This is a genomic window from Gordonia sp. NPDC003950 (assembly GCF_053605205.1).
This window is the reverse complement of sequence record NZ_JBSGIT010000017.1, coordinates 87,857-111,342: the sequence shown is the minus strand read 5'-3', so window position 1 is coordinate 111,342 and position 23,486 is coordinate 87,857. Positions and strand designations below refer to the sequence as shown.

General features: G+C 68.1%; 6 protein-coding genes. 4 read left to right on the top strand and 2 right to left on the bottom strand.

All coding sequences use genetic code 11. The features are described 5' to 3' along the window. Window positions 1-1,034: 1,034 nt before the first annotated feature. Both ACWETB_RS16080 and ACWETB_RS16075 read left to right on the top strand, forming a co-directional pair. Window positions 1,035-19,373, top strand: coding sequence for an amino acid adenylation domain-containing protein (locus tag ACWETB_RS16080; protein ID WP_452212212.1), 18,339 nt, complete (start codon window positions 1,035-1,037; stop codon window positions 19,371-19,373). 82 nt (window positions 19,374-19,455) lie between these two features. Then, entirely contained in the window at window positions 19,456-20,376 is a 921-nt protein-coding gene (locus ACWETB_RS16075) for a hypothetical protein (protein WP_452212210.1), read from the top strand. A 101-nt stretch (window positions 20,377-20,477) separates the two neighbouring features. Here the strand turns inward: ACWETB_RS16075 and ACWETB_RS16070 are convergent, their stop codons facing one another. After that, complete coding sequence (locus ACWETB_RS16070; RefSeq protein WP_449744346.1) at window positions 20,478-20,834, bottom strand: hypothetical protein; 357 nt, start codon at window positions 20,832-20,834, stop codon at window positions 20,478-20,480. Window positions 20,835-20,981: 147 nt separating this feature from the next. Between ACWETB_RS16070 and ACWETB_RS16065 the strand changes: the two genes are divergently transcribed. Together ACWETB_RS16065 and ACWETB_RS16060 are read left to right on the top strand one after the other, a co-directional pair. After that, window positions 20,982-21,404, top strand: coding sequence for a nitroreductase family deazaflavin-dependent oxidoreductase (locus ACWETB_RS16065; RefSeq protein ID WP_348805918.1), 423 nt, complete (start codon window positions 20,982-20,984; stop codon window positions 21,402-21,404). Window positions 21,405-21,497: 93 nt separating this feature from the next. Beyond that, a complete protein-coding gene (locus ACWETB_RS16060) occupies window positions 21,498-21,863 on the top strand; it encodes a VOC family protein (protein ID WP_449744348.1) in 366 nt (121 codons plus the stop codon). On the opposite strand, the gene ACWETB_RS16055 is transcribed toward ACWETB_RS16060, so the two are convergent. Beyond that, on the bottom strand, window positions 21,860-23,164 hold the full coding sequence (locus tag ACWETB_RS16055) for an MFS transporter (protein WP_452212207.1): 1,305 nt from the start codon (window positions 23,162-23,164) through the stop codon (window positions 21,860-21,862). The two genes, ACWETB_RS16060 and ACWETB_RS16055, sit on opposite strands and share 4 nt — an antisense overlap. Between the last annotated feature and the right edge of the window lie 322 nt (window positions 23,165-23,486).

Here is a 23,486-nt window from a genome sequence, read left to right as displayed (position 1 = left end):
CATCTCGGCCGGCGAGTACGGCCGTGCCCATCATCCACTCGGTCTTCTCGGCGTCACCGGCACCGCACGGGGGACAGTTGGGGTGAGGGGCGCCGATTGCGCGGCACGAGCCACCCTGGTGGCGAGTCTGTCCACGCACTCGGATCGAGGCCGCGGAGCTGACGGTGACGGCTCTTCAGGAATGGGGTGTGGAACCCCTTTGATGTCGGGATCGGATACGTCGTCCCGATCGACTATCTGGTCCATGCCGCCGATGGCGTGATCGTCGACGGCGATGAATGAAACCGCCTGCAGCGCAACCACAGGCGTGAAAACGTCTGCGGTCCTGCAGATCACGTCATCGAACAGGGTTCTCTCCGGGTGCCGAATGGACGCGATTTGAAATGATTAGCACGGCAGCCTAATGATATTGGCACCATGCAAAGTTTCGGGATAGCGCCGCAAATATTGTAAGCAAGGCCGGGTGCTGGACGGGTCCGGTCAATTCTGACGCTCGGGCGCGAACGTGTTCCGTCGTAAGGATTCCGAACGATCGCATTAGCGAAGGATTTCCTGAGACTCTGTGCCGTCGCCAGGCGGAGAAATCGCTCCGAATCAAACGAAGGACATGGACGTAGTGTGTTCGCACTACCTCTCTGTGGGGGCTCGTATGAGTCCAAAAGTGGTGCATAGCAATATATTACGGCCTCAACGAAGAGTCTTCTGGTGTGCGGCGACGATGTTTTATCCGAAATCGCTGGTTTCTTACAGTTTGCTGAGGGTATCGTCCATTTCTGTCGAGGAATTGCCAAAAAGTCGCCAATCACGACGCTCGGGCGGGCGGTGGTCGGTGATGGAGGAATGCTGACGCGACCGTGGTGACGAATCGAAAACGCGACTGACCCAAACAACAAGAAGACCACATATTCACCCCTTCGACCCTTCTCGCATCACGACGCGGAGGGACGTGGACGATGTGCGGTCGAAATCAACTCCATCAACTCCGCGGGCGCCGGCCGGCACCTCGGAGGTGTGGAAATCTGCCTGGAGATCACATGGCCCTCTCTGAAGAGGACTTCGTGAATCCGCCTCGGCGGCTGCAATCGCAGGCGCCGAACGCGTCAGATCGATTCGGCCATCCCAGCCCGGTCACATCGGCGGTTGTCCCACCCGGGGGTGCCCCGGTCAACCCGCCGGCCGAGACCCTGCCGCTCTCTGCGGCACAGCGCGGCATGTGGTTTGCCCAGCATGTCTCGGGTGATCTGCCGATCTCGGTGGCCCAGTACGTCGAGATCGACGGTGTACTGGATACCGACCGACTCGAGGACGCGTGTCGCACCACCGGACTCGAGTTCGGTTCCGGGAACCTGCGTCTGATCGAGGTCGACGGTGAACCGCGTCAGTATGTGGACGAGACGCACGGCGCTCCGGTGAGTACCGTCGATCTGCGCGCCGAAGACGATCCCGTCGCGACGGCACACGAGTTGATGCGGCTGGACTACTCGAGTCCGCTCGACCTGCTCACCGACGCTCTCATGACCAGCGTTGTATTCCAGGTCGGAGCCGATCGTTATCTGTGGTACGTCCGCGCCCACCACATCGCCCTCGACGGGTTCGCCGCCGTCACCATGCTGCGCCGGATCACCGAGCTCTACAACGCGGATATCCGCGGCGAGGAGGCTCCGCGTTGCACCGCAAGCGATTTTGTCGACATCATCGCGCAGGACATCTCCTATCCCGGTTCGTCGCGCCACGACAACGATCGGAAGTACTGGAGCGAACACCTCGCGGATGCCCCACCGGTCGTGAGCCTGGCAGGACGGCTCGGCAAGCCGACACTGCATCCGGCGCTGGTCAGTACTCCGCTACCCGATGGCACCGCACAGCTGCTCGCAACGGCGGCACGCGAGGGTGCCGGTGGGGTGACCCCGGTGATCGTCGCCGCGTTCGCCGCCTACCTCGCCCGGATGACCGGTAGCCCCGAGGTGCTCCTGAGCCTCCCGGTTTCGGCCCGGCACTCCGCGGTCCTGCGCCGATCCGGCGGAATGGTGGCCAACGTGGTGCCGCTGCGCGTGGGTGTCGCCGGACGCACACGCGCCGAGGTGACCGCGGCCGTAGGAAGCGAGTTAATGAGCGCTCTGCGTCGGCAACGTTATCGCCAAGAGGACATCTTCGCCGACATGGGCCTCACCCGGGATCAGGCGGCGTCCTTCGGACCCGCGGTGAACCTGATGATGATCGACAACGAGGTGGTGCTCGGTGAGGTCACCGGGCGTCTGCATGTGCTGACCTCGGGCCCGACGTCTGATCTGTTCGTCAACATCTACCCTGGTGCGGGAAAGAGTAGTACGCACATCGACTTTCAGGGCAATCCGAATATCTACACCGACGCCGAACTCGCCGGCCACCATCAGCGCTTCGTTGGCTTCCTGCACGAATTTCTCGCCGGTGCGCCCGACTGTCCGGTCGGGCGGCTTCCGCTGCTCGCCGAGGAGGAACGCGCCGAGATGCTGTCGGTTCGTGGCGATTCTCCGCTCCCGCCGCGTCTGCTGCCCGACATCCTCGCCGAGGGCGCCCACCGCCATGCCGACGCCGTGGCGATCTCCGCCCAGGGCCGAACCCTGAGCTATCGGGAACTGGACACCGCGACGTCGCGGCTCGCGCGCCGACTCATCGGATTGGGTTGTGGTCCAGACACGGCGGTCGCCATCCTCCTCCGGCGTTCGGTGGCGTCGGTGGCGGCCGCCTGGGCGGCCGCGAAGTCGGGGGCCGCGATCGTGCAGATCGACCCGGACTATCCGCGCGCACGCATCGAGCACATCCTTGCCGACAGCGGCGCCGACGTGGTGATCACCATCGACGATCACCGCGACACTCTCGCGGATTCCCCGGTGGTTCCGGTCATCGTCGACGACGCCCACCCGGCACTGGGCGTCGACGACGCGATCGATGGCGGCGCGATCGGCGACGACGACCGAATCCGACCGGTGCGCCCCACCAACATCGCGTACATGACCTACACCTCCGGCTCGACGGGTGTGCCGAAGGGCGTTCAGGTCACCCACGGTGGCCTGGCGAATCTCATCGCCGACCGCACCGCCGCGCAGCACCTGGGAGCGGGCTCGCGGGTGTCCTACGCGCTGTCACCGAGTTTCGACGCCTCAATGGAACAGCTCCTGACCTGCTTCGCGACCGGATCGACGTTGGTGATCGTGCCACCGGCGGTGATCGGTGGCGAGCGGCTCACCGAACTGCTCGCCGACGAACGCGTCAGCCACCTCACGTTGACGCCGACCATGCTGGCCACCGTCGATCCCGAGCCGCTGACCGATCTGCGTACCGTCGTCGTCGGGGGCGACGCCTGCCCACCGCATGTGGTGCAACGGTGGACGCGGACGGCGTCGATGATCAACGAGTACGGACCCACCGAGGCCACCATCACCGCGGCCGGGGCGAGGATCGATCCCGCGGCGGCCCTCACCGCCGGCGGCCCGATTCGTGGCATGTCGATGATGATCCTGGACCCGACCCTGCAGCCGGTGCCCGCGGGCACGGCCGGTGAACTGTATCTCGCCGGACCCGGGCTGGCCCGCGGCTACGCGAACCTGCCGGCCCAGACCGCCGGTCGATTCGTGGCCCACCCACACGGTGGGCCGGGGGAGCGGATGTACCGAACCGGGGACCTGGCACGGTGGGTCGGAGAAGGGTCGACCAAGGCCCTGGAACTGTTGGGCCGCACCGACTTCCAGCTAAAGATCCGTGGCTATCGGATCGAACCCGGCGAGATCGACGCGGCCCTCGTCGGCCACGACGACGTCGACCAGTCGATCACGGTGCCGGTGGAGAACAATGCCGGCGCGACCGTCCTGGCCTCCTACGTGGCGCCGGTCGCCGGTCGCAACATCGACCCCGTCGAACTCGGCCGGTACGCACGCGCCTGCCTGCCGCCGCATATGGTGCCGACGGTGATCACGTCCCTGGACGCGCTACCGGTCAACGCGTTCGGCAAGATCGACCGGCGTGGCCTGCCCGCACCGGTATTCGAATCCACCGGAGCCGGAAGGTCGCCCGCGACGCCGCGGGAATGCCAACTGGCCCAACTGTTCTCCGAGGTCCTCGGAGTCGCGCAGGTGAGTGCGGAGGACAGCTTCTTCGTCCTCGGCGGCGACAGCATCCTGTCCATCCAGCTCGTTGCGCGGGCCAAACTCGTCGGGCTCGCCTTCTCGACGCAGGACGTGTTCGAGAGCAAGACGGTCGCGGCGTTGGCCGCGGTGGCCACCGACGTCGGCCAGGGCGCAATGCTCCCCGAATTCCCCGGAGGCGGTATCGGAACGCTCCCGCTGTCGCCGATCATGCACGCCATGTTCGACCGCGGACACATCGACCGATTCACCCAGTCGGCGCTGGTGGAACTGCCCGACCACATCGAACGCGCCACGCTGGTGGCCGCGCTCGGTGCCCTGCTGGACCGCCACGACATCCTGCGCGGCGTCCTGTGCGGTGAGCAACCGCTCGACGGTCAGGTCGAGGTCCGCGAGCGCACCGCGGTCGATCCCGATGCGGTCCTGCGCCACGTGTGGCTGCAACGGCGCGACGCCGCCGAGATCGACGCGCACCTGCAGGCGGCCGCCGACGAATTGGACCCGCGCGCAGGACGACTGGTGCGATTCGTCTGGATGCAGGATCGTCGGGGCACCGCACCGGATCTGATGTGGATGGTGATCCACCATCTCGCCGTCGACGGGGTGTCGTGGCGGATCATCCTCACCGACCTGGCCCGCTCGTGGCAACAGATCAGCGAGGGTGGTCACGCGCGACCGGGTCCCGCGACCACCTCGTTCCGGCGGTGGGCGCACGGTCTCGTCGAACAGGCACCGGCCCGGACCGACGCCGAACTCGAGCACTGGACCGAGGTCCTCGATCATCCCGGCCACCATCTCGGTACGCGTCCGCTCGACGCCGCGACCGATGTGCGTGCCACCGCCGGAACGATCGAGGTCCGCGTCCCGACGGAGGTCACCGACGCGGTCCTCACCACCGTCCCCGCACGATTCCACGGCGGCGCCAACGATTCCCTGCTCGCGGCGCTGGCACTGGCGTTGGCCCGGTGGCGCCGGCGCCGCGGCATGGCCCGCGACGCCGAACTGATCTCGCTGGAAGGCCACGGCCGCGAGGAGGGGGTCCTACCCGGTGCCGACCTGACCGAGACGGTCGGGTGGTTCACCTCACGATTCCCGGTGCGACTCGACCTCCACGACGTCGACATCGACGACGCGTTCACCGGCGGCCCCGCCGCCGGTCACGCGATCAAGCGGATCAAGGAGCAACTGCGAGCGGTGCCGGACAACGGCATCGGCTACGGCCTGGTGCGCTACCTCGATCCACGCGGACGCGCCGCCCTCGGGGCCCTCGCGGAGCCGGCGATCAGCATGAACTATCTCGGCCGGGCCGGCTCCCACGAGTATTCGGGACCGTGGGCGCCGGCCGCCGAGTTCGCCTCGCTGCGCGGCACCGACGACCCGCAGATGACGCTGTCGGCACTGCTGGACATCAATGCGATCGCCGAACCCGGCCCCGACGGTCCGGAACTGGCCGCGACATGGGAATTCGCCTCGCTCGCACTGGATCGCGCCGACGTGGACGAACTGGCCGGGCTGTGGGTACAGGCCCTGACCGCGTTGGCCGGGCATGTGCACTCCGAAGGCGCCGGCGGTCACACCCCGTCGGACTTCGCACTGGTCGCGACGACACAGGACGACATCGATCGGTGGACGCAGGAGCACCCGTCGATGACCGACGTGTGGCCGTTGACGGCGCTGCAGTCCGGGTTGATGTTCCACACGCTCTACGACGAGGCCGCCGACGGCTACACCGTGCAGGCCGAGCTGACTCTCAGTGGATCACTCGACCCCGAGCGCATGCGGCGTGCCGCCCAGACGATCATCGACCGGCACGACAGCCTCCGCGTGGCCTTCGTCGAGTCGGGTTCTGGACCCCGGCAGATCCTTCTCCGCGACGCGACGGTGGACTGGACCTTCTCCGACGTGACCGGCTTCGCCGACACCGCCGACACCGCCGACACCGACTCGTCGGCTCGCACACGCGAGGTGCGGCGACTGACCGCGGAATCGGCCGCCCCGTTCGACCTGGCCCGTCCGCCGCTGGTGCGTTTTCATCTGATCCGGGTCGACGACGACGAGTTCACGCTGGTCATCACCAATCACCACATCGTGCTCGACGGGTGGTCGGCGCCGGTGCTCATCGGTGAGTTGCTCATGCTCTACATCGGTGACGGACACGCCGGCGACGGTCAGGCGCCGGACCTGCCGGCCCCCCAGTCCTACCGCGAGTACCTGCACTGGCTGCACACGCGCGACCACGAGGCGGCCGTCGACGGATGGCGGCAGGTCCTCGCCGGGATCGACGGTCCGACCCTGTTGACCGGCAAGCCCGACCGCGCGGCCGGGGCCCAGACCGGCGAGGTCACACTCGATCTCGATCTCGCGACCTCCGACTCGGTCCTGCGACTCGGGCGCGCCCTCGGGGTCACCGCAAACACGTCGATTCAGGTGGTGTGGGCCGTGCTGCTCACGATCATGACCGGCCGCCGTGACGTGGTCTTCGGCAACACGGTCTCCGATCGGCCCCCGCACATCCCGGGGATCGAGCGGATGATCGGACTGTTCATCAACACCGTGCCGGTCCGAATCCGGCTCGAACCCGACGAGAGCGTTGCCGACCTGCTGGCCCGGACCCAGGCCGAGCAGGCCGCCACCCTCCATCACCGTGACGTCGGGCTGGCCGAACTCCAACGGGCGACCGGCATTGCCGACATGTTCGACACGGTCACGGTCCTCGAGTCCTACCCGCTCGATCGGGCCGGCCTCGAGGCGACACTGGCCGACGCCGGCCTGTCCTGGGTCGATCTCGTCGCCCACGACGCCACCCCCTACCCGGTCAGCCTGCAGGTCACGCCGCCGCGTCCGGCCGGCGCCGGACCGTCGGTCGCCGACGAGCCGAGCACGTTCGGGCTGACCCTGCGTTTTGCCACCGACCGCCTCGACGACCGGTCGGCCGCCGCACTGCTCGACCGGTTCGTCATGGTGCTGCGCCAGGTGGTCGGCGATCCCGGGCGCGCCGTCGCCCAGCTCGCCGCCTGCCAGGACTCTGAACGTTCGGAGCTGCTGTCGGTGCGTGGTCCCGCGCCGGTCGCCGATCGGATGTTGCGCGACATCCTCCGCGACAGTGCCCGGCGCCATCCCGACGCGGTCGCGATGCGCGCGGGTGAGCACGAGATGACCTACCGCGAACTCGATCACCGCTCGGACCGGGTGGCCGCCGAACTCCTCCGCCGCGGCGCCCGACCCGAGTCGTTCGTCGCCCTGGCGGTACCCCGGTCGCCCGAACTCGTCGTCGGAATGTGGGCGGTCGCCAAGACCGGAGCCGCCTTCGTCGCGCTCGACCCGGACAATCCCGCCGAACGGCTCGCCGAACTCCTCGCCGACTCGTCCTGCCCGCTCGGGGTCACCGTCGACGCCGTCGCCGAGCGGTTGCCGGACGCCGTCGACTGGCTCCTGCTCGATGATGCCGCGACCGCCCGCGAACCCGTCTGCTCCGTCGACCCCGTCGATCCCGTCGACTCCGTCGACAACGGTCTGCGCCCGGACAATGCGGCATACCTGATCTACACCTCCGGTTCGACCGGTCGGCCCAAGGCCGTCCATGTGACGCACCGAGGACTGGCCGATCTGGTTGCCGCACAGTCGGAATCCTTCGCCGCCGGTCCCGGCTCGGTGGTCCTGCAGGTCGCCTCACCCGGCTTCGACGCGTGCGTGTCGGAGGTGCTGCTCGCCCACGCCGATGGGGCCTGCCTCGTGGTGGCACCGCCGCACGTCTACGGCGGTTCCGAGCTCGAGGAACTCGTCCGGATGCACCGGGTCACCCACGCGATCATCACCCCGTCGGCGCTGAACACCATGGATCCCTCCCAGGTGCCGTCACTGGCCACCGTCGCAGTCGTCGGTGAGGCCACCGGCGCCGACCTGGTGGGCCGGTGGGCGCCGGGGCGTCGACTGATGAACCATTACGGTCCCACCGAATGCACGATCTGGGCGACCGGTGCCGACGAGCTGCGGCCGGGGGAGCCGGTGACCATCGGACGCCCGATCCGCGGCCTGTCCGCCCTGGTCCTCGACGCCTGGTTGCGCCCGGTACCGATCGGCGTCACCGGTGAGCTCTACCTCGGCGGACCCGGGCTGGCCCGCGGCTACTTCGACCGGTCCGGCACCACCGCATCCCGATTCGTCGCCGACCCGAACTCGACCACTGCGGAAAGGCTTTATCGCACAGGAGATTCCGTCCGGTGGCAGCGCTGCGACGACGGGCTCCGGCTGGAGTACCTGGGCCGCAACGATCAACAGGTCAAGATCCACGGGCTGCGGATCGAACCGGGCGATGTCGACGCCCACCTCGCGGCGCACCCGGCGGTGGCACAGGTCGCCACCGTCGCCCGGCCCGGGCCGGCCGGCCACCCGATTCTGGTGTCCTACGTCGTCGCCGCCGACGGTCACCCGCTCGACATCGCGGCACTCCATGACGACCTCGCGGCCACCCTGGCGCACTACATGAACCCGACGGCCATCGTCGAACTGGACACGATGCCGTTGACGCGCACCGGAAAGATCGACCGCCAGGCGCTGCGTGAGCGTGAATTCCGCGCCGACACCGACGGCCGGGCACCGGAGACACCGACAGAAGAGGTGATGGCCGCGCTCTTCGCCGAGGTTCTCCACCTCGACACCGTCTCCGCCGACAGCAACTTCTTCGCGTTGGGTGGCGACAGCATCGTGTCGATGCAACTGGTGGCACTCGCGAAGTCCGCGGGACTGTCGATCACCCCCCGCAACGTCTTCGAGGCCAAGACGGTCGCCGCGCTGGCCGCGCTGGCATCCGACGACAGCGCCGCGGAGCCGTCGTTACCGCCCTACTCGCCGCCGTCGCGGCGGGTCGTTCCGGAACGCGGATTCCGTCCCTCGGATTTCCCGCTCGTCGACCTCACCCACGCCGACATCGACATGCTTCTCCGCCGGTATCCGTCCCTCTCGGATGTGTGGTCGCTCTCGCCGATGCAATCGGGCATCCATTTCCATTCGACGTTCGACACCGGCTTGTTCGACACCGGCTTGTTGGACACCGACGGCCTCGACACCCGTCCCGATGGCCACCCGGACGACTACACGGTGCAATCGACCATCGCCTTCACCGGCGAGATCGACGGGGACCGGCTGCGCCGCGCGGCCCAGGCGCTCGTCGACCGCCACGACATCCTCCGGGCCGCATTCGTCGAGACGTCCACCGGCACGTGCCAGATCGTGGTCGGCGACGCCGAGGTCCGGTTCCGGGAGGTCGACCTCACCGACGACCCCGACGCCCACCCGGACCTCGCCGCCGACGCCCTCGCCGCCGCGGACACCGCCGCCGGATTCGATCTGTCGGCGCCGTCGCTGATCCGATTCACCTTGCTGCGGGTGGGTTCCGGCGCCTTCCGCCTGTTGATCACCAATCACCACGTGATCCTGGACGGATGGTCGATGCCGCTACTGATGGGTGAACTCCTCGAGTACTACGGGGCCCCGGAACGCATCGACGGGGCCCGCTCGGCGTCGTCCTACCGTGACTACCTGCGCTGGCTGAGCGAACAGGACATCGACGCCGCCACCTCGGCCTGGGCGCAGGCGTACTCCGACATCGACGCACCCACCCTCGTCAGCGATCGCCGGGTTGGCCGGGCGGCGGGCACCGCAGGGGAGGTGCGCGCGGAGATCTCCGTCGCCCAGTTCACCCGCCTCCGAACGGTCGCGGCCGACGCCGCCGTCACCGTCGGCGCCGCCTTGGCCGCCGCGTGGGCACTGAACCTGAAAGCCCTGACCGGTGAGGACGATGTGATCTTCGGTTCGGCCGTGTCGGGTCGCCCACCGGAGCTGCCGCACGTCGATCAGACGCTCGGGATGTTCCTCAACACGGTGCCGGTGCGGGTGCCACTCGACCCGGGACTGTCGTTGCGGGAGTTGCTGATCCGCGTCCACGAGCATCAGGCGATGATGCTCGATCATCACTTCGTGGGACTGCCGGAGATCCACCGCAGTGTCGGCGTCCCGGAATTGTTCGACACCGCGCTCGCCTTCCAGTCGTTCCCCCTGCATGAGGCGGCACTGGCGCAACTCGTCGAGGCGGCCGGACTGCGGGTGGAGGCGATCAGCGGCGTCGACGCCACTCCGTATCCGCTGAGCCTGGTGGTCGCACCGACCCTTGACGGCGAGGGGAGCGGGACCGGACTGTCGATCACCCTGCGGTTCCGGCACGACGTCTTCGACACCGAGCGGGCCCACGACATTCTCGATCGATTCGTCGGCGGACTCATCCGCATCGCCGAGGCGCCCGCGACCCGACTGGCCGAGATCCCGGCCGGCGGCGCGGAGGTCGCGTGGCCGGCGGGCGCAATCGCGCGGTCGGGATCGAGCACGCTGTGCGACATCCTCGAGCGCACCGCGCACCGTGAGCCCGACGCGGTCGCGGTCACCTGCGGCAGCGCATCGGTGTCCTACCGCTGGCTCGACGAACGCTCCAACCGACTGGCCCGCATCCTGCTCCGGCGCATCGCGGATCCGCACGGGGTGCTGGCCTGCGCGCTTCCGCGATCCCTCGACGCCGTGGTGGCGATATGGGCGGCGGCCAAGGCCGGCGTCGCCTTCCTGCCGGTGGACCCGAGTCTTCCGGCCGAACGCATCGGATTCCTGCTCGCCGACTCGAACGCGAGCCTGGGACTGGCAACCGCCGGTTCCCGGTCGGTGCTGCCGGGCATCGTGGATTGGCTCATCGTCGACGGCCCCGACCTGACCCGCGACATCGAATCCGAGAGTGCCGCAACGATCACCGCCGGCGAGCGTGCGACATCGATCGGGGTCGATGACGCCGCGTACGTCATCTACACCTCCGGGTCCACCGGCACGCCCAAGGGTGTGCGTGTGAGTCATCGGGGGCTGGCGCCCCTGATCGCCGCGCAGCGCCGGACGCTGGGCGTCGAGCCCGCGTCGACCGTCCTGCAGGTGGCCTCGCCGAGCTTCGACGCATCACTGTTCGAACTGCTGATGGCGCACGGTTCCGGCGGGCGTCTGGTGGTGTCCCCGCCCGACGTCTACGGCGGCCCGGAACTCGCGGCACTGATGCGCGGTGAGCAGGTCTCGCATGCCGTCCTGACCCCCTCGGCGCTGGCGACGGTGCCCTCCGACGGTCTCGAGGGACTCGCGGTGCTGGCGACAGCGGGCGAAGCCGTCGGACCCGAATTGGTCGATCGGTGGGCACCCGAACGCAGCATGGTCAACCTGTACGGGCCCACCGAGGGCACCATCTGGGCGACGGCAAGCGAACCACTCGAACCCACCGCACCGATCACGATCGGCACACCGGCCGGAGCGGTCGGCGTCGCGATCCTCGACACCTGGCTGCGCCCGGTCCCCGACGATGTCGCGGGTGAGCTCTACCTCGTCGGGGCGGGCCTGGCCGACGGATACATCGGCAAGCCGGCGACGACGGGGTCGCGCTTTGTGGCCTGCCCCTTCGGCGAACCCGGTCGGCGGATGTATCGCACCGGAGACCTGGTGCGCCGGAACGTGCACAAGCAGCTGGAATTCTTGGGACGCAACGACTTCCAGGTTAAGGTGCGTGGTACCCGGGTGGAGCTGGGTGAGATCGATGCACTCCTGGGCAACCGGGCGAACGTCGCCTATGCGGTCACCATCGGCGCCGAACACGACGGCCGTCCGCCGATCCTGGTGTCGTACGTCGTGGCCGATCCCGGCACCACCGTGTCCGGTGTCGAACTCCGCACGGCCCTGGCGGATTCGTTACCCGTCTACATGGTGCCGGCCGCGGTGATCGTTCTCGACGAGATCCCTCTGACCCCGACCGGAAAGCTCGATCGCACCCGGCTGCCGAAGCCGGTGTTCGAGGCATCCGGCTACCGGGCGCCGTCGACGTGGGTCGAAGGAAGGGTCGTCAGGGCCTACGAAGAGGTCCTGAAGGTCGATCAGGTCGGTGTGGACGACGACTTCTTCGGACTCGGAGGCGACTCGCTGAGCGCGTCGCTGGTCGCCGCGCGCGTGGGCGCCGCCCTCGGTGTCCGGATACCGGTACGCCTGGTCTTCGAGGCGCCGACTCCGGCGGCCCTGGCGGCGGCGGCGACCTCGCTGACCGGTGGCGGCCGCCTGCCGCTGACCCCGACGGTGCGGCCGGACATCATCCCGCTGTCGCTGGCGCAGCAACGGATGTGGTTCCTCAACCGGCTGGAACCGGACTCCCCGGCCTACAACATCCCGGTGATGCTGCGGCTGTCCGGCCGCCTGGACCGTTGCGCCCTGGAATCGGCGCTCGCCGACGTCATCGGCCGCCATGAGGTGCTGCGGACCATCTACCCTGAGACCGACGGACAACCACGGCAGGTGGTGCTCGATGACGTGGCGCTGAACGTGGATGTCCGGCACGTGTCGGCGTCGGAGGTCGGGCAGGTCGCCGGCGGCCTCGTGCGCGCCGGTTTCGACGTCACCTCGCGGGTGCCGATCCGGGTGGGTGTGCTCGAACTCGACGATGAGCGCGACGGCGAGGCCGGGGAGTACCTGCTGGTACTCGTGGTTCATCACATCGCCGGTGACGGTCAGTCGATGGGACCGCTGTCACGGGATGTCATGTCGGCGTACGCATCGCGACTGGCCGGTCGTGAACCCATGTGGGAGCCACTGACAGTTCAATACGCCGACTACGCATTGTGGCAACGGCAGGTCCTCGGCGCCGCCGACGACCCGCAGTCGCTGATGCACGCGCAGCTGGGCTTCTGGACGTCGACGCTGACCGACGCGCCCGACCTGCTGGACCTGCCGACGGATCGGCCCCGTCCCGCGGTCGCATCGTTGTCCGGCGGTCGGGTGCCGGTGCAGATCGGTGCAGACCTGCACGGGAAGTTGCTGGCGTTGGCGCGCTCGCGCGGGGCGTCGCTCTTCATGGTGATGCATGCGGCGCTGACGGCAGTTCTCGGACGTCTCGGTGGCGCCGACGACGTGGTGATCGGCACCCCGGTCGCCGGGCGCGGCGAACCCGGCCTCGACGACCTGGTCGGTATGTTCGTCAACACCCTGGCACTGCGCACCGCCGTCGTGGCTACCGAGCCCTTCACCGAACTCCTCGATCGGGTGCGCGAGACCGACCTCGCCGCATTCGAGCACGCCGATGTGCCCTTCGAACGGATCGTGGAGGAGGTCAATCCGAAGCGCTCGACGGCGCATCACCCTCTGTTCCAGGTGGCGCTGGCCTTCCAGAATCTCTCCGATGTCCGGGTGGAACTGCCCGGGGTCACCGTGTCACGCGCACAGGCCGATACCGGGATGTGCCAGTTCGACCTGCAACTGGTGATCGCCGACGAGTACGGCCAGGACGGTGCGGCGCAGGGCGTTTCGGGCGTCATGATGTTCGCTCGCGACCTGTTCGATGATTCGACCGTCATCGACGTCGTCCATCGGTTGACCCGTGTTCTCGAGGCCGTCGCCGACGACGCGGCCCGACCCCTCGGTGCCATCGAGTGGCTCGGCGCCGACGAACGGGCACATCTGCTGTCCCGGGTGGGTTCCGGCGCCGCCGGGTCGCCGGTGCTGCTGACCGACGTGTTCGCCGCGGCCGTGCGCCGCAACCCCGAAGGACCCGCCGTGATCTCCGGATCGACCGAACTCACCTATACCGACCTCGACCGCCGGTCGAATCGTCTGGCACGCAGGCTGATGGCGTCGGGTGCCGGTCCCGAACGGCGCGTCGTGGTGTCGATCGAACGGTCGGTGGAGTCGCTGGTCGCCTGGTGGGCGGTGGTCAAATCCGGTGCGGCGTATGTGCCGGTGGATCCGCACTACCCGACCGCGCGCATCGATCAGATGGTCGCGGATTCGGGAGCGGCACTGGGCATCACGACGCTGGCGGCGCGACCCGCGCTGCCCGACGAGGTGGACTGGGTGGTCATCGACACGGCCGTCGCCGCCGCGCAGATCGCCGCATCGGCCGACACGCCGATCACCGCGGACGAGCGGACCCATCCGCTGCGGATCACCAACACCGCCTGGGTGGTGTTCACCTCCGGGTCGACCGGTGTGCCCAAGGGAGTCGCCGTCACCCACGCTGGTATCGCCGACTATCTCGCCGGACTACACGTCGATCCGGTCGACGGTCCCACCTCACGGGTATTGCATTTCGCGTCACCGTCATTCGACGCCTCCCTGCTGGAGATCCTGCTGGCGGTGAGCGCGGCATCGGCGCTGGTGGTGGCACCGACCGGGGTCCGCGGTGGCGACGAACTCGCCGACTTCCTCCGCGAACAGCGGATCACGCACGCCTTCGTCACCCCCGCCGCGCTGGCCTCGGTGGACGACATCGGACTCGACGACCTGCAGGTGGTGCTGTCCGGTGGGGACGAGGTACCCACCGACCTGGTCCGTCGGTGGGTCGGTTCCGACCCGGCCCACACCCGGGAATTCCGGGTCCTCTACGGTCCGACCGAGACCACGATCGTCGCGACGGCGTCGCAGCCCGTGCGCGCCGGGCAACGGTCGACGATCGGCCACCCAATGCCGGGAATGCAGGCGCTGGTGCTGGATTCGCGGATGCAACCGGTGCCGGCCGGGGTCGCCGGGGAACTCTACGTGGCGGGTCCGGCGCTTGCCCGCGGATACCTGAACAGGCCCGGGATTTCCGCGTCCCGGTTCGTCGCCCATCCCTTTGGGAAAGCCGGGCAACGGCTGTATCGGACCGGTGACGTGGTCCGCTGGGGCGCAGACGGAACGCTGGAGTTCTTGGGACGCAACGACTTCCAGGTCAAGATCAACGGCTTCCGAGTGGAACTGGGTGAGATCGATGCGGCCCTGGGTGCACGATCCGACGTCGGATTCGCCGTCACGCTGCCACATCGCGACGAGGCCATCGGGCTCCGTCTGGTGTCGTATGTGGTGCCCGCCGCCGACGCGGTGATCTCGGGGGAGAAGCTGCGTGCCCTGCTCGCCGAGGCGTTGCCGTCGTATATGGTTCCGGCCGCGGTGATGGTCATCGACGAGGTTCCGCTGACCCCGAGCGGCAAACTCGACCGCACGGCGCTGCCCGCACCGATGATCACCACGCGGGCGTTTCGCGCCCCGTCGACGCCGGTGGAGGAGATCGTGGCGGGTGTGTTCGCCGACGTCCTCGGCATCGAACGCAACGTCGGCGCCGACGACGATTTCTTCGATCTCGGCGGGAACAGCCTCATCGCCACCCGGGTGGTGGCGCGGATCGGTGCGGCACTGGACACCAACGTCCCGGTGTCGATGATCTTCGAGGCATCCACGGTCGAGCGGTTGGCCGCACGCGCCGAATCGCACACCGGCACCGGCCGGGTGGCGTTGCGCGCACAGCAGCGGCCCGAACACATCCCGCTGTCGTATGCACAGCAACGGATGTGGGTCCTCAACCGCTTCGAGCCGGATTCGCCGGCCTACAGCATCCCGATCGTCGTGCGTCTGTCGGGGGAGTTGGACGTCGCCGCCCTGCAGTTGGCGATCGACGACGTCGTCGCCCGGCATGAGATCCTCCGGACGGTGTACCCGTTCGAGGCGGGTGCACCGACGCAGGTGATCCTCCCGGTCGCCGCCCGTCGCTCGTCGATGGTCATCACCGACATCGCCGAAGATGATCTTGCCCAATCGATTTCGGATCTGGTGCGGACCCCGTTCGAGGTGACCTGCGAGGCACCCGCACGTATTCACCTGTACGCGCTCGGTGGCGACGAGTGGGTGCTGGCCGTGGTGCTGCATCACATCTGCGGTGACGGTTCATCGCTGGCGCCGCTCGCGGGAGACATGATGACCGCCTACTCGGCCCGGATGCTCGGAGACGCACCGGGCTGGGTTCCGCTGGAGGTGCAGTATGCCGACTACACCATCTGGCAGCGCGAGGTGCTCGGCTCCGCCGACGATCCCAACTCCCTTCTCCGCGCGCAGATCGACTACTGGACACAGCAATTGAGCGGCAGCCCGGCACTGCTGGAACTGCCGACCGATCGCCCGCGCCCGACCGCGCAATCCTATGCGGGAGCGACCATCCCCCTGACGATCGACGCCCACCTGCACGCCGGGCTGCAGCGTGTTGCCCGCGAACACAACACGACGCTGTTCATGGTCGTCCACGCCGCGCTGACGGCGCTGTTGGGCCGGCTCGCCGCCACTGACGACGTCGCCATCGGAACGCCGTATGCCGGACGAGGTGCTCCCGAACTGGATGATTTGATCGGGATGTTCGTCAACACGCTGGTGCTGCGCACCCGCTTGCGGGGCGGGATGTCGTTGCGCGAGTTGATCGAGCACGTGCGGGATACGGATCTGGCCGCGTTCGGCCACGCAGACGTACCCTTCGAGCGCCTGGTGGAGGAACTCAACCCGGTGCGCTCGCATTCCTACAATCCGCTGTTCCAGGTCATGCTGGTATTCCAGAACCTGGCCGCCACCGATATCGCACTGCCAGACCTGTCGGTGTCGGCGGTGGAGTCCGAGAGCGACGTCTCACTGTTCGACATGCAGGTGACCGTGTCGGACACCTACGACGACGCGGGCGCGCCGGCCGGCATCACCGGTGGGGTCACCTACGCCACCGATCTGTTCGACGCGGCGACCGTCACCACCTTCGTCGAACGCCTCATCCGGCTGATGTCGGCGTTGGTCGACGACACCACGCAGGCCGTGCACGACATCGACCTGCTCGACGCCGCCGAGCGGGAGGAGATCGCGGCGCAGTGGGGCTCGACGACCCACCCGATCGACCGGGACGAGACCCTGGCGTCGACATTCGCCCGTTCGGTACGTGAGCACGCGGATGCGCCCGCGGTCACCGTCGACGCGGTCACCTGCACCTACGGCGAGTTCGCCGCCCGGGTCAACCGGCTGGCGCGATGGCTGATCGCCGAGGGGGTCGGACCGGACTCCCTGGTGGCGCTGCGGATGCGGCGTTCCGTCGACCAACTGACCGCGATGTATGCCGTCCACGCGGCGGGTGGCGGATACGTTCCCGTCGATCCCGATCACCCGGCCGAACGCATCGACTACATGCTCGAGTGTGCCGAACCGGTGGTGGTGCTGAGTTCGCTGCAGACCATCGACCTGAGCGGGTTCGACGACGCACCGATCACCGACGACGAACGGATCGCACCGCTACGTCCCGACGACATCGCATACGTGCTGTTCACCTCCGGTTCCACAGGCAGGCCGAAAGGTGTTGCCGTATCCCATCGTTCGGTGGTGAATCAAATCCGGTGGATCGCGCAGGCCTACGGCCTGGACGACACCGATGTGGTGCTGCAGAAGACGCCGGCCACCTTCGACGTCTCGGTGTGGGAACTGTTCGCCACCCTCGCTGTGGGTGCCCGGCTCGTGATCGCCCGGCCCGACGGGCACACCGATCCTGTCTATCTCGCCGAAACAATTGCCGCGCAAGAGGTCACGATCACCTCCTTCGTACCGTCGATGCTCGCGTTGTTCACCGCGACGGCCCCCGCCGGGTCGCTCGATTCCTTGCGGGCACTGTTGGTCGCCGGCGAGGCATTCGGCCCGGATGTGGTGAGCGCGGCACGGCGGGTGCTGCCGCACGTCGCGCTGCACAACCTCTACGGTCCGACGGAGTTCACCGTCCACGCCACCGCCCATCAGGTGCGGCCCGCCGAAGCCGGGGCCGTCCCGATCGGAACACCGGTGTGGAATGCCCGTGCCTACGTGCTGGATTCGCGGTTGCGTCCCGTTCCGTCAGGCGTTGCCGGCGATCTGTACCTGGCGGGAGTTCAGGTGGCCCGCGGATACCACGGGCGGTTCGGTCTCACCGCCGAACGCTTTGTCCCCGATCCGTTCGTCACCGGTGAGCGGATGTACCGCACCGGCGACCTGGCCCGCCGGAACGCGGGCGGAGAGTTGGAGTATCTCGGCCGCAACGATTTCCAGGTGAAGCTGCGTGGTCTCCGGATCGAGCTCGGTGAGATCGAATCGGTGTTCGCCGGTCACCAGAGCGTCGCGCGGGCGGTGGCCGCGGTGCGGGCCACCGACGCCGTCGAGTACCTCGTCGTCTATCTCGTTCCGGCGGCCGGGGCCGTGGTCGATACCACCGAGGTGACGGTGTTCGCGGCAACCTCCCTGCCCGGCTACATGATTCCCACCATGGTGATGGTCCTGGACACGGTGCCGCTCACCGCGTCGGGAAAACTGGACCGCGCGCGGTTGCCGTTGCCGGCGCTTGTTGCCGCCGAGGAGTTCCGCGAACCGTCCTCCTGGCTCGAAGGCGAGATCGCGCACACCTTCGAGGAGGTCCTCGGCCTGTCGCGGGTGGGTGCCGACGACGACTTCTACTCGCTGGGTGGCAATTCGCTGCGATCGGTGCAGGTCGTCAATCAGCTCGCCAGTGAACTGCACGTGGACATCCCGGTCCGGTGGATGCTCTCCGACCCGAATCCGGCCGACCTCGCCAAGCGGATCGAGACCGGGATGCGGGAGGGAATCGACGCCACCGAGCCCCTCGCGCTCGGCCTCGAGGTCCTCTTGCCGATCCGCACGACCGGTGAACGGGAACCCCTGTTCTGTGTGCACCCCGCCTCCGGTCTGGCCTGGTGCTATCACGGCCTCGAACAGCATCTCGGTGCCGATCGTCCGATCTACGGTCTGCAGGCACCGCAGATCGGAGGGGAGAACCCTGGTCCGACAACGATGTTCGAGATCGCTCGGCGGTACGCCGCGGAGATCCGGACCGTACAGCCCCAGGGTCCCTACCACCTGCTCGGCTGGTCGCTGGGCGGCGTCATCGCACACGCCGTCGCCGCCGAGCTGCGCGCCGACGGACAGGACGTCGCCCTGCTGGCACTGCTCGACGCCGAAGCGGATGGAATCGATGCCTCGTCGGCGACCACCGTCACCGCCGGAGAGTTGATCGCCAACCTCGGCCCGGTACTCGGCATAGATTTCGTCGACCCGGACTCCACCGCGGCGGAGGCGGCCGCGGCGATCGCCGACCACCTCGGGGACGGCCTGGGTATCGACGCCGCGACGATCGAACGGCTCACCGATGCCTACAACCTGATGATCCGGGCCGCGGGTGACTGGCAGCCGCCGGTCGTGGACGCCGATGTGCGGTACTTCACCGCGACGCGGGATCGACGTCCGGACGCCACGGGGCATCTCGGGTGGCGTGCACACGTTCACGGGACGATCGCCAATGTCGACATCGACGTCGACCACCTGGCGATGACGGACACCAGCTCGATCGCGGCAATCGCCGCGGTCCTCAACAAACAGATGGGTTGATCACATGGCCGGACGGCATCGTCGTATCGAAAACTCCTGTTGTGCAGTAGCTCTCGTCTCCCGATCACCAGGGAGGTACCCCATGAGCGAATCCGCCGGCCCGACCTCGCACCGCCGTCCTCAATCTCATCTTCCGGTCGCCACGCTTCTGGGTGCCGCGATGACGGCCACGGTGCTGGCCGCGGCTCCGGTGCTCGCCGACGCACCGACGTCCGCGGCCACGACCCGGACGACTCCGCTCGCGGTCCCGATCGGCGGCGACGCGACACCGGTCCATCCGGTCGTTCGGAACGCGCTCGAGGCCGCAGACGCCGTGTCGGGGATGGTGCCGTGGACCGCGGCAGGTGGCGTGGTAGGCGTATCGCAGGTCGTGCCGGGGTCACCCTCTACATCGGCCGAGACGCGTCTCTTCGGAATGGCGGTGCCCGCATCCACGTCGACACCGGCGGCGGATACGGACACGGTCGAGGTGGGCCACCTCCGGCTGCATCGTCCACGAGCGGTTTCGCCGGCGCTGGCGGCCGAGGTCACCGCCACGTCAGGGGAAGTGGTACAGGGGATTTCCGACGTCCTGCAGAGCAACGGAGTCGGGCCGGAACGTGCGGACACGGTCGCCGAACACATGGTCGGCGACGCCGTGGTCGGTGGTGTGGTGGCCGCGCCGGTCGCCGCGACCGTCGGTGCGGTAGTCGGCGGAACGGTCGGCCTCGTCTTCGGGATACCGTTCCTGCCAACGGGTCTCGTGGTGGGTCCGCTCGTCGGTACCGCCCTCGTGGCATCGCTGGTGGAGATCCCGGCGGTGACGACCGGCGCAATCGTCGGTGCGGCAACGGGATACCAACGTGGCTGGGAGGTACCCCTCGACACACCCACCTCGACGCCGCGTCACGACGTGTCCGGGCAGGTCGTGGTCACCACACCGGCACCGAGCGCGGCCGCATCGGCGCAGCCGGTGTCGCATCCGTCGGTTCCGCTGCCCCTGTCGCTTCCCGCCCTGAGGTGAGGTGACGCGGAGATGACAACGCACGAGGCGGTCGGCGCCTCGTGCGTTGTCGGGTGTGATCAGTCGGGTGTGATCAGTCGGGTGTGATCAGTCGGGTGTGATCAGTCGGTGACGGGATTGAAGGTCGACGTCGCAATGGGAACGCCGAGCACGGAATTGATCGCTTTGTATCCATCGGCGGTCTTGATGAAGGTCACCCGGCTGACCGGCTCGATGTCGGCATACGCGCCGTTGGGTGTGCTGATGAGGGTGAGCGGGGTGTTGGCGGGCCCGATGAGCTTGTCGCCTTCCACCCGGTATTCGTTGCAGCGTTCTTCCACCGAGGAGCCGTACTGGGTCTGCACGCAGTAGTTGTAGGTTCCCTCGGCGACCGCGGCGGAAGAATGCCCGGCTCCGGCGGCCATGGCGGCAACGGCTCCGGCGCCGGCGGCAATGGTGATGATCATCTTCTTCGACATATCGCGAAGATTGCCTTAGCCTAACCTAAGAAGTCAAGCCCGATGTGTGCGTCTACCGACGTGAGGAATGTCGCATTCGCCGGGCCGTCGGTCGAGCCGCGACACGGCGGCCGGAATAGGGGCGGCTGACCGGTGTTGTGTCCCGGTATGACTGAACAACCAGAACTCAGCCCCACCGAGTGGGTCCGCACCCAGACCGCGACGATTCTCGAGCAGGGGACCACCGACGGTGTGCAGGTGCTGGACCGGCCCATCGTGCTGTTCACCACCACCGGGGCCAAGTCGGGTAAGAAGCGGTACGTCCCGCTGATGCGGGTGGAGGAGAACGGCCGCTACGCGATGGTCGCGTCCAAGGGCGGCGCGCCGAGCCATCCCTCCTGGTACCACAACCTCAAGGCGCACCCGGAGGTCACCGTCCAGGACGGCGACACCGTGCGGGAGATGACGGCGCGCGAGATCGACGGCGACGAACGTGAGCACTGGTGGACGTTGGCCGTGGCGGCGTATCCGCCGTACGCGGAGTACCAGACCAAGACCGATCGCCTGATACCCGTCTTTGTCGTGGAGTGACCGTCGTGGAGTGATCGTCGTGGAGTGGCGCGTTGTGCGATGACGGCGGGCCCGCTCCGGGCACCCCCGAGCCACCCATCCACAATGGGTCTCATGACTCTGACCCTGGGCATGATCACCGTCGACACCACCGATCCGATCCCGCTCGCGCGGTGGTGGTCGGAACGCATCGGCGGCACCGTCATCGCCGAGAACGACGGTTTCTTCGTCATGGTGTCCGGGGTGGCGCCGGGCGCACCGGTTCTGGGTTTTCAGAAGGTCGACGATCCGACGCCCGGCAAGAACCGCATCCATCTCGATCTCACCACCACCGATGTCGACGCCGAGGTCGATTCCCTTGTCGGCGCGGGCGCCACGAGGATCGCCGAGCACGCGATCGGCGATTTCGCGTGGGTGACACTCGCCGACCCGGACGGCAATCAGTTCTGCGTCTCGCCGGCGCACGACCCGTCGGATTAGTCGCCCGGCACTCGACTCGGACTCCTCGCCGCGCGAGTACGTCGGTACTCCCGACACACCATCGTCGTGCCCACGAGCCACAGCGGGATCTGCCACAGCATTGCCACCCGGAACGATGCCGGACCGTAGACGCCCGGCGAATCCGACGTGAGGTTCAGCGTCAGACCGATCAACAGGATCGCGATCACACTGGCCAGGAACCCGCCGGCGTTGACGATGCCGGTGGCCGTGCTCAGCCGGTCGGTCGGATTGTATTCACGGGCGAAGTCGAAGGCGACGATCGACGCCGGACCGCCCGCGCCGATCGCCATCGCGAGCAGATAAAGCACCCAGTGCGGTGCCGTGCCCGGGTAGAGCAGAACCGCGCCCCACGCCAGCACCTGACCGGCGACGAGCCCGACCACGAGGTGAACACGCCGAGCGGGGAATCGGGCGGAGATCAGGCCGAGGACGGGGCCGGCGACCACACCCACCAACACCGAAGTGACCAGGACCGTCCGTGCGGTCGACTCGGGAACGCCCTCGCCCGCCACCAGAAAGGGAAAGCCCCACAGGACCCCGAAGGTATTGGCGGAGAACGGGGTGACGAAATGTGTCCAGAACGCCAGCCGGGTGCCGGGCTCGGTGATCGACGCGCGTAGCCGGGCGCCGACCGCCGAACCTGATACGCCGGTGGTGGTGGGCCGTCGACCGTCGCTGACGAACACCGCCGACAGGACCGCCACCAACACCGCCGTCGCGGCCAGGAGCAAGAAGCCTGACTGCCAGCCCTTGGCGTGTACGAGATGGGCGAAGGGGATGATGCTGACGACCTGACCCAACTGCCCGATGACCGCGGTGATCTGCACCATCAGTGGCGCGCTCCGTCGCGGGAAGCGAATCCCGATGATGCGCAGCACGCAGGGGAAGACCGCGGCGTCGCCCGCGCCGAGGAGCACGCGTGCCGCAATGGCGATCCACACGCTCGGTGCCGCCGCCAGCACCACCTGCGACACCGCCATCAGCCCGACACCGACGGTCAGCACCGCCCGCGACCCGTACCGATCCAACGCCATGCCCACCGGGATCTGCGCGACGCCGTACACGCCGAGCTGGATCACCGCGAATAGCGACAGTGTCGCCGGGTCGATCGAGAAGTGGTGGGCGGTATCGATTCCCAGAGCCGACATCGAGGTGCGATTGGTGATGGCGACGAGATAGGCCAGTGCACCCACCGCCCACGTCGCGCCCACCGCGAGGCCCGGTTGGTGGTGCCGCACCGAGGGGTTCCGCATCGCTGACTGGGCGGACACAGCAGACATGACACCTTTCGGGCACGACGAGCAGGGATGGGCGGGCGGACTCGCCCCGCGATGCTACGCGGACGCGGGTGCGATCACGATCGCGTCCCGGCCGGGTGCTCGGAGACGCGAGTGGTTGTCCCGCAACACTTGTGGGCGTGAAGGTGGCCCCTGATGGTCCTCGTAGTGGCCAGGATCACTCTGTGGCATGCCGCACCGGGATCCCGCACCGGGATCCCGCACCGACGATGCCTGCCGAGGAGAAACAGCCCGGCTGTGGATATCGGTGGATGTGTCCACATATCGCACCGAGGGGCGCCGATCACGGACCGGCGGCAGCAAC